Source organism: Pimelobacter simplex, from assembly GCF_024662235.1.
Taxonomy (GTDB): domain Bacteria; phylum Actinomycetota; class Actinomycetes; order Propionibacteriales; family Nocardioidaceae; genus Nocardioides.
Genome location: NZ_CP096276.1, coordinates 2,320,447 through 2,333,644, shown reverse-complemented (window position 1 = coordinate 2,333,644; position 13,198 = coordinate 2,320,447). Strand labels below are relative to the sequence as shown.

The 13,198-nt window shown below is 72.8% G+C and carries 6 protein-coding genes; 3 read left to right on the top strand and 3 right to left on the bottom strand.

The window, feature by feature from the left end; translation table 11 throughout:
• Window positions 1-113 precede the first annotated feature (113 nt).
• From M0M48_RS11550 to M0M48_RS11540, 3 genes are all read left to right on the top strand, one after another.
• On the top strand, window positions 114-5,693 hold the full coding sequence (locus M0M48_RS11550) for an ExeM/NucH family extracellular endonuclease (RefSeq protein ID WP_257751236.1): 5,580 nt from the start codon (window positions 114-116) through the stop codon (window positions 5,691-5,693).
• 64 nt (window positions 5,694-5,757) lie between these two features.
• A complete protein-coding gene (locus M0M48_RS11545) occupies window positions 5,758-6,270 on the top strand; it encodes a CinA family protein (RefSeq protein WP_257751235.1) in 513 nt (170 codons plus the stop codon).
• Between the two features lie 42 nt (window positions 6,271-6,312).
• Entirely contained in the window at window positions 6,313-6,627 is a 315-nt protein-coding gene (locus M0M48_RS11540) for a helix-turn-helix domain-containing protein (RefSeq protein ID WP_425319921.1), read from the top strand.
• 142 nt (window positions 6,628-6,769) lie between these two features.
• Here the strand turns inward: M0M48_RS11540 and htpX are convergent, their stop codons facing one another.
• From htpX to M0M48_RS11525, 3 genes are read right to left on the bottom strand one after another with little or no spacing between them, the layout of a single operon-like run.
• Complete coding sequence (gene htpX, locus M0M48_RS11535) at window positions 6,770-7,645, bottom strand: zinc metalloprotease HtpX (protein ID WP_257751234.1); 876 nt, start codon at window positions 7,643-7,645, stop codon at window positions 6,770-6,772.
• A gap of 56 nt (window positions 7,646-7,701) precedes the next feature.
• Entirely contained in the window at window positions 7,702-8,523 is an 822-nt protein-coding gene (locus M0M48_RS11530) for a DNA-formamidopyrimidine glycosylase family protein (RefSeq protein ID WP_215816140.1), read from the bottom strand.
• A 13-nt stretch (window positions 8,524-8,536) separates the two neighbouring features.
• Entirely contained in the window at window positions 8,537-13,108 is a 4,572-nt protein-coding gene (locus tag M0M48_RS11525) for an ATP-dependent helicase (RefSeq protein WP_257751233.1), read from the bottom strand.
• Between the last annotated feature and the right edge of the window lie 90 nt (window positions 13,109-13,198).

The window sequence follows — 13,198 nt, the reverse complement described above, 5'->3', positions numbered from 1 at the left end:
GTCGGTACGTCGGCATAAGGTCATGCCTCTTCCCCTCGATCTCGCCGACTTCTCGGGCGCGCGAGCTCGGCCTTTTCTCTGCTTTCTGACGACGGAAGAAGTAGATGCGCCCCGTGAAGAAATTGCTGTTCGGCTCCCTTGGCGCCGCCCTCGCCCTGTCGGGCGTGGCGGCGGTCGCCCCGAGCCCCGCCCAGGCCAACCCCGGTGGCACCGGCCTCGTGATCCGCGAGGCCTATGTCAACGGAGGCTCCGCGAATGCGTCGTACGTCGACAAGTTCGTCGAGCTCTACAACCCGACTGCGAGCGCGATCAGCCTCAGCGGCAAGTCGCTCCAGTACCGCTCGCCCACCGGCACCGGGAATGCCTCGGGCGTCGTGGCGCTGAGCGGCACGGTCGCGCCGGGCAAGACGTTCCTGGTCAAGGGGGGAAGCAACGGCAGCAACGGCACGGCGCTGCCCACGCCCGACCAGATCGCTACCGGGCTCAACCCGGGCGCCGGCGGCGGCACGCTCTACCTCACCAGCGGCACGACGGCCACGACGCCGGCTGACGCGGGTGTGATCGACAAGATCGGCTGGGGCAACAGCAACTCGCCCGAGGGCACGGCGTCCACCGGCAACTCGGTCACGCTGAGCTACCAGCGCGCCGCCAACGGCGCGGACACCGACAACAACGCCGCCGACTTCAGCACCGCGGCGCCGACCCCGCAGAACGCGAGCAGCGGCACCTCCGAGCCGACGACGGTGACGGCGACGAACCCCGGCGCCAAGAGCGCGACCACGGGCGCCGCGATCACCCCGATCACGCTGCAGGCCAGCGGCGGAACCGCGCCCTACACGTGGACGGCGGCGCCGCTCCCGGCGGGCCTCACGCTGACCGGCAACTCCATCTCCGGTACGCCGACTGCGGCCGGCGTCACCAACGTGACCGCGACGGTGGAGGACTCGGCGGACCCCAAGGAGTCCGCCTCGGTCCAGTTCACGATCACGGTCGCCGACCCCGGTGCGTCCGTCCCGATCGCGGACATCCAGGGCAGCGGTGCCGCGAGCCCGGTCGCGGACTCCCCGGCGACCACCGAGGGTGTCGTCACGGCGCTCTACCCGACCGGTGGGTTCAACGGCTTCTACATCCAGACCCCCGGTGCTGACACGCCGGACCGTTCCGACGCGCTCTTCGTCTACGTCGGCAGCAACTCCGCCCTCCTGAGCGGTCTGGCGATCGGCGACTCGGTCCGCGTCTCCGGCACCGTCAAGGAGTTCACCTCCGGCGCCGGCACGCTGACCGAGCTGGACGTCGTCGCGGGCACGGTCACCGAGATCGCCTCGCTCGGCACGGTGACCCCCAAGACCGTCATTCCGGGCACCGACTGCGCGCTGCCGGGCACGGCCTGCCTCACCGGTGCGGCGCTCGATGCCGCTCGTGAGGCCGTCGAGGGCGAGCTCTTCGCTCCGTCTGGTGACTTCACCGTCACGGACGCTTACGACGGCTCGGCGTTCAACCCGCCGGCGACGCCGTCCAACAACAACGTCGGCGAGATCGGTCTCGCGGCCAACTCCGACAAGCCGCTGAGCACGCCGACCGACATCATCGACGCCCAGGACACCGCGGCGATCGCGGCCCGCACCGCCTGGAACAACGCCCACCGGGTGCTGCTCGACGACGGGTCGAGCACGACGTACTGGAACACCCAGAACACCGCCGCGGGCAAGGACCTGCCGCTGCCGTGGCTGACCCCGAACCACCACGTGCGCGTCGGTGCCAAGGTGACTTTCGACCAGCCGCTGGTGCTCGACTGGCGCTTCGGCTGGAAGCTCCAGCCGACCTCGCAGATCGTCGGTGCCCCGACCGGCAAGGTGACCTTCGAGCAGAACCGGCCGGCCGCTCCGCAGCCGGTGGGTGGCGACCTCAAGCTCGCCACGTTCAACGTGCTCAACTACTTCACGACCTTCGGTGCGGCCTACGGCGGCTGCTCGTCGTTCGTCGACCGCGCCGGTAACCCGATCGCGGTCGACCAGTGCCCCGGCACGGGCCCGCGGGGTGCCTGGAACCAGGCGAGCTTCGACCGTCAGCAGGCCAAGATCGTCAAGGCGATCAACAAGATCGACGCCGACATCGTCTCGGTCGAGGAGATCGAGAACAGCCTGGTCGTCGACAACGGTGACCGCGACGAGGCCCTCGCCGCCCTGGTGACGGCGCTCAACACCGCCGCAGGTGCGGGCACCTGGGACTACGTCCACTCGCCGGTCTCGGCCTCGCTGCCGGCCAACAAGGCCGAGCAGGACGTGATCCGCACGGGCTTCATCTACAAGCCCGCCAAGGTCGAGGTCGTCGGCGACGCCGAGATGCTCTTCGGCACCACCGAGTTCGCCAACGCCCGCGAGCCGTTCGCGGCGGTCTTCAAGCCCGTCGGTGGTACGGCCGGTGACCGGTTCGCCGTCATCGTCAACCACTTCAAGTCCAAGGGCTCGGGCGTGGACGACGGCACCGGCCAGGGCAAGGCCAACCCGGACCGCATCGCCCAGGCGACCCGCCTGCAGCAGTTCGCCAGCGACTTCGCGACGGCGCGCGGCGTCCAGGCGGTGTTCCTGACCGGTGACCTGAACTCCTACTCGCAGGAGGACCCGATGCAGGTCCTCTACAACGCCGGCTACACCCAGATGGAGGCCCCGGGCAAGCACTCCTACAGCTTCGACGGTCAGTCGGGCTCGCTCGACCACGTGCTCGCCAACCCGGCCGCGGCGGCCATGGTGACCGGCGTCGACATCTGGGAGGTCAACGCCAACGAGTCGGTGTTCAACCAGTACTCGCGCTACAACTACGTCGGCACGGACCTCTACAGCGACGACCCGTTCAGCGCCTCGGACCACAACCCTGAGGTCGTCGGTATCAAGAAGGGCGCGCCGAGCACGACCGACGTCCAGATCATCGGCACCAACGACTTCCACGGTCGTCTCCTGGCCGACGGCACCAACGCCGCGGGCGCCTCGGTGCTCTCCGGCACGGTCAAGCAGTTGCGCACCGAGAACCCGAACACGGTGTTCGCCGCCGCCGGTGACCTGATCGGTGCGTCGACGTTCGAGTCCTTCATCCAGAAGGACAAGCCCACCATCGAGGCGCTCAACGAGGCGGGACTCGACGTCTCCGCGGCCGGCAACCACGAGTTCGACCAGGGCTACGAGGACCTCGTGGGCCGGGTCAAGAACCTCGCCGACTGGGAGTACATCGCCGCCAACGTCGAGGAGCCGGCGGGTCGTGACGACCTCGCCGAGACCTGGACCAAGCAGTTCGGCGACGTCAAGGTCGGCTTCGTCGGCGCCGTCACCGAGGACCTGCCGAGCCTGGTCACCCCCGGAGGCATCCAGGGCGTGACGGTCACCGACATCGTGGACGCCACCAACGCGGCCGCGGTCGAGCTCAAGAACGCCGGCGCGGACCTCGTCGTGCTGCTGGTCCACGAGGGATCGGCGTCGGAGGACTGCACCTCGTCGCAGTTCTCGAACCCGGCGACGGTCTGGGGCAATATCACCCAGAATGTGTCGGCCGACGTCGATGCGATCGTGTCCGGGCACACCCACAAGGCCTACAACTGCTCCGTCCCGGTGCAGGCGTGGGCTGACCAGGGGCGTGCGGTGACCGAGCGTCCCGTCGTCTCGGCGGGTCAGTACGGCACCAACCTCAACAAGCTCGTGTTCACGGTCGACAACGCCACCGGCAAGGTCCAGGCCAAGACGCAGTCGATCATCAGCCTGACCTCGGCCGGCGCGCACCCGACCGACCCGGCGGTGGACCAGATCGTCACCGACGCGAAGAACCAGGCGGAGGTGCTCGGGGCCAAGGAGCTCGGCAAGCTCCAGGGCGTGCTCAACCGGGCCAAGCTGGCCAACGGCACCACGGAGAACCGCGGTGGCGAGTCCACGCTCGGCAACCAGGTCGCCGAGGTGCAGCGCTGGGCCACAGAGAAGCCGGAGTCCGGCAGCGCCCAGATCGCGTTCATGAACCCGGGTGGTCTGCGCCAGGACATGCCCGGCACGGTCGTCGACCAGGCCTACCTCGACGCCCACCCGGACTCGACCGCCCAGCTCGGCGACCGGATCCTGACCTACAAGCAGGCGGCCGTCGTCCAGCCGTTCGCCAACACGCTGGTCAACATGAAGCTCACCGGAGCCCAGATGAAGAAGGTGCTCGAGCAGCAGTGGCAGCGCGACGCGGCTGGCAAGGTGCCGAGCCGGCCGTTCCTGCGCCTGGGGGTCTCGAAGGGCTTCACCTACACCTACGCCGAGAAGCCGGTGACGGTGCAGGGGACGGCCACGTTCGAGGGCACGGTCACCGGGATGTGGCTCAACGGGACGCCGATCGATCTCGGCGCGACCTACTCGGTCACGGTGAACCAGTTCCTCTCGACCGGTGGCGACAACTTCTTCGAGCTGAAGAACGGCACGAACGTCGCTGACACCGGCAAGGTCGACCTGCAGGCGATGGTCGACTACCTGGCGGCGAAGGCCGCGACGACCCCGCTCGCGGTCGACCCCGCGCAGCGCGCCGTCGGGATCGCCTTCCCGGCCGACGCCCCGGCGTCCTACAAGCCGGGCGACCACGTCGTACTCGACGTGAGCTCGTGGACCATGTCGACGCCCGCGGACGCCAAGGACACCGAGATCCAGGTCAAGCTGGGCAACCAGCAGATCGGCACCGCGACGCTCGACAACACCATCGGCACCGCCGTCTACGACCAGTACGGCACCGCCCACGTCGACGTCACCCTGCCGGCGAACCAGCCGGCCGGCGCTACGTCGCTGACGCTGGTCGGCGCGAGCTCCGGGACCGAGGTGATCGTCCCGATCACGGTCGCCGAGGGTGCCTTCGTCAACGACACCAAGCCGGTGATCACCGGTACGCCGAAGCTCGGCGTCGAGCTGTCCGCCACGGCGGGCACCTGGACCCCGACGCCGACCACGACGTCGTACCAGTGGCTGGCCGGCGGTGCCGAGATCTCCGGCGCGACCACGGACAAGTTCACCCCGACGGCCGCTGAGGTCGGCAAGGTGATCACGGTCCGGGTCACGGTCGAGGCCGACGGCTACACCGACGGTGTCGCCGTCTCCGACCCGACGGCCGAGGTGGACAAGAAGACGTTCACCACGCAGCCCACGCCGACGATCTCCGGGACCGTCCGGGTCGGCAAGGTGCTCACGGCCAACGCCGGCACCTGGGTGCCGACGCCCGCCTCGCTGACCTACCAGTGGTTCGCCAACGGGGCGCCGATCGCCGGGGTCACCGGGAGCACGCTGCGGCTCAAGGGTGCGCAGGCCGGCAAGCGGATCACCGTCCAGGTGCGGGCCACGGCGCCCGACTACAAGGACGCGATCGTCTCCTCGGCCCAGACCGTGCCGGTCGCCAAGGGTGCAGTGACCATGTCGGTCAAGACCAAGCCCGGCAAGGTCAAGGTCAAGAAGACCAAGACCACGGTCACCGTCACGCTGGTCAACGCGGACCGCGAGCCGGTCACCGGCAAGGTGAAGGTCAAGGCCAAGGGGCTGCCCGCCAAGACCGTCACCGTGGTCAACGGCAAGGCCGTGGTCAAGCTCGGCAAGTTCAAGAGCACCGGCCGCAAGAAGGTCACCGTGACCTACCTCGGCAGCACCGCGCTGACGGCGCAGACCACGGTCACCACGATCTGGGTGGTCCGCCGCTGACCTGAGCCGCACCGCAGCACCTCGCCGAGAGCCTCGGTCGGTGGCCCGTGACACGATGCGTGTCGTGGGTTCACCGGCCGAGGCTCTTGTCCATGCCCTGCGCGAGCGCGGGGCGACGGTGGCGACCGCCGAGTCGCTCACCGGCGGCCGGCTGGCGGCGCGGCTGACCGAGGTCCCCGGAGCGTCCCAGGTCTTCGTCGGGGGAGTGGTGAGCTACCAGACGCAGGTCAAGGTCGAGGTGCTCGGCGTCCCGCAGGCGCTCGTCGACACCGACGGCGTCATCTCGGCTGCCTGTGCCCGGGCGATGGCCGAGGGTGCGCGCCGCCTGGTCGGCTCGTCGTACGCGCTGAGCACGACGGGCGTGGCCGGTCCGGACCGCCAGGAGGACCAGCCCGTCGGCACCGTGTACGTCGGCCTGGCCGGCCCCGAGGGCACCCAGGTCCTCGCGCTCCGGCTCAGCGGCGGCCGCGGCGCGATCCAGGACGCGACCGTCGTCGCGGCCCTCACCGCCCTGAGCGAGGAGCTCACCGCAGTCTCAGCGGCCGGGCGTCCCGCGGAAGATTCGGGGCTCGGGTAGCGTTGGAGCCACGACCCGCCGTTCCACGACCCCGGAGAGGAGATCGAGATGGTGCTCTTCCGCCGCTCGCTCGGTGACATCCTGCGCAGCCGCCGTGCTGAGCTCGGGCTGACCCTCCGCGAGGTCTCCGGCGCTGCTCGGGTCAGCCTCGGCTACATCTCGGAGATCGAGCGTGGCCAGAAGGAGGCGTCCTCCGAGCTGCTCGCCTCGCTGTGCGAGGCCCTCGACGTCCCGCTGTCCGACGTCCTGCGCGACGTCGCCGACGCGGTCGCGCTCGAGGAGGCCGCCCTGCTCGGCCCCGTGCCCACGCCGATCGCGCCGCGGCGCGCCGGCGAGGTCGTCGCCTCCGCCGCCTGATCCGGCCCGACCCGGCCGGCCCGCCTGGCTTGGCCTGGCCCTCCGCACCACGACACAGCCCCTCCGGTCCGGGACCGGAGGGGCTGTGTCTGTTGCTCGTCGGGGCTGCGGGGATCGCCGGGAGTGCCGGGAGCGCGGTCGATCAGCGCTGGCGGGCCATGTTCTCCAGGCGGGCGATCCGCTCGTCCATCGGCGGGTGGGTCGAGAACATCCGCTGGACGTCGGCGGCCCGGAACGGGTTCGCGATCATCATGTGGCTCGCGTTCTGCAGCTGCGGGGTGGGCGCGAGCGGGGCGCGGGCGGTCCCGGACTCGAGCTTGCGCAGCGCCGAGGCCAGGGCCAGCGGGTCGCCGGTCAGGCGGGCGCCGTCCTCGTCGGCGTCGTACTCGCGGGTGCGGCTGATCGCCATCTGGATGACCGCGGCGGCGAAGGGGGCGAGCAGCGCCGTACCGATCATCACCAGCGGGTTGGGCCGCTCGTCGTTGCTGCCGCCGCCGAAGATCGACGAGAAGGCGAGGAACTGCGCCACCGAGCTGATCACGCCGGCGACGGCCGCCGCGACCGAGCCGGTGAGGATGTCGCGGTTGTAGACGTGCATCAGCTCGTGCCCCAGCACGCCGCGCAGCTCGCGCTCGTCGAGCAGGCCGAGGATGCCCTCGGTGCAGCACACGGCGGCGTTCTGCGGGTTGCGGCCGGTGGCGAAGGCGTTGGGCGCCTGGGTGGGGGAGACGAACAGGGCCGGCATCGGCTGGTTCGCGGCGGTGGAGAGCTCGCGGACGATGCGGTACATCGCCGGCTGCTGGGACTCGGTGACCGGGTAGGCGTGCATCGCCTTGATGGCCAGCTTGTCGGAGTTCCAGTAGCCGTAGGCCGTGGTACCCACACCGATGAGCGCGAAGATCCAGATGAAGGCGGAGCTGCCCGTGGCAGCGGCGATGAGGCCGCCGACGGCGAGCAGCAGCGCGAAGATCGCGCCGAAGAGGCCCGCGGTCTTGAGCCCGTTGAAATGGCGGTGCATGCCAGGTCAACGAACGACGGCGGGCCGGACGTTCCTGGGCGGCGAGGAGACCCAGGTCACGCGCCGGGCGGCGGGGCCGCGGCGGCCGCCGGTTGGCAGCGCGGGCACCAGTAGGTGGTCCGCTCCCGGCCGGGTGGGCCGACCGGACCGGCCTCGATCGTCGTCCGGCAACGCAGGCAGGGGCGGCGCTGGCGCCGGTAGACCCAGACCGGGTCGCGCCGGTCGCCCGTGGTCAGCGGTTGGCCGTGCTCGAGCCCGGCCCGGAGCAGGGCGCGGGCCCGCCGGAGCAGGCGGAGCGGGTCGGCGACCGCACTGACGGGGCCGAGCGGGTGGGCGCCCTGGACGAAGCAGGTCTCGGAGAGCCAGATGGTGCCGATCCCGGCGACCACGGTCTGGTCGAGGAGGGCCTCGCCGAGGACCCGGTCGGGTACGGCTGTCAGCCGGCCCAGCGCGGTCGCCTCGTCGGCGGGCGTCCAGGGGCCGAGCAGGTCGGGGCCGAGGTGTCCGACGGCGCTCGCCTCGTCGGCGGTGGGCAGCAGCTCGACCACGCCGAGCAGGAAGCCGACCGCCTCGACCCGCTCGGTCCGCAGCGCGACCCGGGCCTCGTGGGCCGGCCGGGACCAGCGCTCGCCGGCCCGGACCACCCGCCAGCTGCCCTCCATCTTGAGGTGGGTGTGCAGCGTGAGCGGGACGCCGTCGGCGGTGGTGAGCCGGGTGAGGAGGTGCTTGCCGTGGGTGGCGGTCCGGTCGACGACGGCCCCGGTCAGGTCGGTGGTGGCGAGCTGGGGCACCCGGAAGTCGCTGTGGGTGAGCGTCGCTCCGGCGAGCGCCCGGTCGAGCCGGTCGGCGGTACGGCGGACCGCGTCTCCCTCGGGCACGGCGCGGCAATCCTCAGGCCCGGATCCGCAGGCCGCGCGGGGTCGCGATGAACCCGGCCGCGGCGAGCGCGTCGCGCAGCGGTCCGCCGCTGCCGAGGAGAGCGGTGCCGTCGGCCTTCTCGACGGTGAGCTGGCCGAGCGTCCCGCGGCGTACGGCGGTGGAGAGCGCCTCGGCGGCCGGGGTGAGCAGGTCGGGTTCGTCGGACCAGGTGAGCAGGGTGCGCCCGCCGCGCTCGACGTAGAGGACGAGCGCGCCGTCGACCAGGACGACGAGCCCGCCCGCCTTGCGGCCGGGGCGGTGCCCGGCGCTCTCGGTGCTCTCGGCCGCCGCGCGGACGCTGGGCGGCGCGGGCCAGGGGAGCGCGGCGCCGTAGGGGTTCGCCGGGTCGGTGGCGGCGAGCGCGACGGCGACCGGTTTGTGGTCGAGCTCCTCGCCGCCGGCCGGTGGGGCGAAGGAGCGGAGCCGGTCGACCGAGCCTGCCGTACCGAACTGGGCCGCGCCGAGGCCTTCGACGAAGTAGCCGCGCCGGCAGCGGCCGGACTCCTCGAAGGCGCTGAGCACCTTGTAGATCGCGGCGAAGCCGCCGGGCACCCGCTCGTTGACGACCGCGCCGCGGGTGACGACGCCGTGGCGCTCGAGGAGCTGCTCGGCGCCGGCGTGGGCCCGGCGGGTGGGGTCGGTGTCGATGGCGGGCAGGACGGCCCAGCGTCCGGCGGTCTCGGGCGGGCCGGTCCGGGACAGGCGGCCGGGGCGGGCGGCGGCGCGGCGGGTGCGGTGGGCGGCGCGGCCCGAGCGGGTCAGGGCGCGCAGCGGGGTGAGGGTGTCGTTGGTGAGCCGTCCGTCCCACACCAGCGCCCAGAGCGCGGCACTGACGGCTTCGTCGAGGGGCGGGTCCTCGCCGTCGGCACGCGCGGCCTGGGAGACCTGGTCGGAGACCTGGCGGAAGAACCATGCTCCGCCGGGGGCCAGCACGTCGAGGACCCGCTGCTGGAGCGGGTCGCCGACCGGCGCGGGTGGCGGCAGGGTGAGGTGGGCCCGGTCGGCGACATGGAGCGAGACCCAGCCGTCGGAGCCGGGCAGCGGTCCGTGGCCGGCCCAGAGCACCTCGCCGGTCGCGGTCAGCTCGTCGAGCAGCGCCGGCTCGTAGTCGCGGACCCGGGCCGGCAGGACCAGGGACTCGAGCGCGCTCGCGGGCAGGGCGGCTCCGGCGAGCTGCTCGATCGCGCGGAGGAGTCCGTCGGCCCCGCGCGGGCCCTTGGCGGTGGTGATCTGGTGCCAGGCGGTGGAGAACCGGGCCAGCGTGGTCGGCTCGACCGGCTCGATCTCGTGGCGCAGCTTGGCCAGCGAGCGGCGGCGCAGCCGGCGCAGCACCTCGACGTCGCACCACTCCTCGCCGGCGCCGACGGGGCGGAACTCGCCGGAGAGCACCCGGCCCTGGGCCTCGAGCCGCTGGAGCGTGTGCCGTACGACGGCCACGCCGAGCCCCAGCCGGACCGCGACCTGGTCGGAGGTGAACGGCCCGTGGGTACGCGCGTAGCGCCCCACCAGGTCGGCGAGCGGGTCGTCGACGGGCTCGGTGAAGGCGGCCGGCGTCCCGGCCGGAGCGGGGACGCCGAGGCCGTCGCGCAGGCGGGCGACGTCCTCGACGGCGGCCCAGGCGTCGCCGTAGGCCATCCGGACGGTGACCACGCGCCGGGCGGCGGCCAGGTCGGCGAGCCAGTCGGCGACGGGGGCCTCGTCGCGGGAGCGGGCCGCGACCTCGGCCAGGGTGAGCGGGCCGAGCAGGCGGAGCAGGTCGGTGAGCCCCTCGGCGTCACGGGCGCGCCGGTCGGGGACGGTGCGCTGGAGCTCGGCCTCGACCTCGGCGAGGACGTCGGGGTCGAGCAGCTCGCGCAGCTCGGCGCGACCGAGCAGCTCGGCGAGCAGTCCCTGGTCGAGGGTGAGCGCGGCGGCGCGGCGCTCGGCGAGGGGCGAGTCGCCCTCGTAGACGAACTGCGCGACGTAGCCGAACATCAGCGTCCGGGCGTAGGGCGAGGGCTGGGTGGTCTCGACCTCGGTGATCGCCACCTCGCGCTGGTCGACGCGGCGCAGCAGCGTGACCAGGCCGGGCAGGTCGTAGACGTCGTTGAGCACCTCGCGGACCGTCTCGAGCACGATCGGGAACGACGGGTAGCGGGTGGCGACCTCGAGCAGCGAGGCGGCACGCTGGCGCTGCTGCCACAGCGGCGAGCGGCGGCCGGGATCACGCCGCGGCAGGAGCAGCGCGCGCGCCGCGCACTCGCGGAAGCGGGCCGCGAAGAGCGCGGAGCCGCCGACCTCGCGGGTGACGACCTCCTCGATCTCGTCGGGCTCGAAGACGATCAGGTCGGCGCCGGGCGGCTCGGCGTCGGTGTCGGGGATCCGGATGACGATGCCGTCGTCGGAGGCGAGCGCCTGGCCGTCGACGCCGTAGCGCTCGCGCAGGCGGGCGTTGATGGCCAGCGCCCAGGGGGAGTGCACCGCGGTGCCGTAGGGCGAGTGCACCGCGAGCCGCCAGTCGCCGAGCTCGTCGCGGAACCGCTCGACCAGGACGGCCAGGTCGCTCGGCAGCACCTGGGTGGCCTCGACCTGCTCGCGCAGGTAGCCGACCAGGTTGGCCGCCGCGTTGTCGTCGAGGCCGACCTCGCGGGCCCGCGCGGTGGCCGCGGCCTCGGGCAGCGCGCCGAGCTCGCGGGTGAACCCGCCGATCGCCTCGCCGAGCTCGGTCGGGCGCCCGGCGGTGTCGCCCTTCCAGAACGGCAGCCGGCCCGGGACGCCGGGGGCGGGCGTGACGATGACCTGGTCGTGGGTGATGTCCTCGATCCGCCAGCTCGTGGCGCCGAGTGCGAAGACGTCGCCGACCCGGCTCTCGTAGACCATCTCCTCGTCGAGCTCGCCGACGCGGCGATTGGTGCCCTCGCCGGCCAGGAAGACGCCGTAGAGGCCGCGGTCGGGGATGGTGCCGCCGCTGGTGACGGCGAGTCGCTGGGCGCCGGGGCGTCCGCTGATGACGCCGGTCAGCCGGTCCCAGGTGATCCGCGGGCGCAGCTCGGCGAACTCGTCGGAGGGGTAACGGCCGGCCAGCAGGTCGAGCACGGCGTCGTAGGCCGAGCGGGGCAGGTGGGCGTAGGGCGCGCTGCGCCGGACCACGGCGAACAGCTCGTCGACGTCCCACTCGTCGACCGCGGTGATGGCGACGACCTGCTGGGCGAGGACGTCGAGCGGGTTGGCGGGGACGTGGAGCTGCTCGATGCCGCCGGTGCGCATCCGGGCGACGGCGACGGCAGCCGGAGCGAGGTCGCCGCGGTGCTGGGGGAAGAAGACGCCGTGAGAGGTCTCGCCCACCTGGTGGCCCGCACGGCCGACGCGCTGGAGGGCGCTGGCCACGCTCGGCGGCGAGGCGATCTGGAGCACCAGGTCGACGGCGCCCATGTCAATGCCGAGCTCGAGGCTGCTGGTGGCCACGACGGCGGGCAGGCGGCCGGCCTTGAGGTCGTCCTCGACCTGGGCGCGCTGCTCCTTGGAGACCGAGCCGTGGTGGGTACGGGCGAGCACCGGGCTCGCGCCGGCGGCGGCGCCGGACTGGGCCATGATCTGGGCGGGCGGCTCGACGCCGTCGGCGGAGACGCCCGCAGCGATCTCGTTGAGGCGCGCCGTCAGCCGCTCGGCCGTACGGCGGCCGTTGGTGAACACGATCGTGGAGCGGTGCTGCTCGATCAGCTCGGCGACCCGCTGCTCGACGTGGGGCCAGATGCTGGCCCGGGCGGGAGGCGCCGTGGGGTCGTCGTCCTCGACGACCTGGCCGAGCTCGGTCATGTCTTCGACCGGCACCTCGACGCGCAGGTCCCAGGACTTGTGCGCGGGCGGGGCCACGATCTCGACCGGGGCGCTGCCGCCGAGGAAGCGGGCGACCTCCTCGGTCGGGCGGACCGTGGCGGACAACCCGACCCGCTGGGCGGGCCGGGGGAGCAGGGCGTCGAGGCGCTCGAGGCTGAGCGCCAGGTGGGCACCGCGCTTGGTGCCGGCCACGGCGTGCACCTCGTCGAGGATCACCGTCTCGACGCCGCGCAGCGTCTCGCGGGCCTGGCTGGTGAGGATGAGGAAGAGCGACTCGGGCGTCGTGATCAGGACGTCGGGCGGCCGGGTCGCGAGCCGGCGCCGGTCGCCGGCCGGGGTGTCGCCGGAGCGGATGCCGACGGTGACCTCGGGCAGCGGGTGACCGGGGTCGAGCCGCTCGGCGGTCTGGCGGATGCCGGTCAGCGGGGCGCGCAGGTTGCGCTCGACGTCGACGGCGAGGGCCTTGAGGGGCGAGACGTAGAGGACCCGGGTGCGGTGGAGCTTGTCGTCGGGCGGCGGGGTGGTCAGCAGCCGGTCGATGCCCGCGAGGAAGGCGCTGAGCGTCTTGCCGGAGCCGGTCGGCGCGACGACGAGGGTGTGGTGGCCGCGACCGATCGCGTCCCAGGCCCCGGCCTGGGCCGCGGTGGGCTCGGCGAAGGCCGCGCGGAACCACGCGCGGGTCGCTTCGCTGAACGCCTCCAGCGGGTCCGGGGTCACCATGTCGACCATCCTCGCGCACGCCGCCGACACTTCGAGAACAATGGGTGCGTGCTGTGGAGAACCCGCCTGGGCATCGCCGGTGCCGTCGCGCTCCTGGTG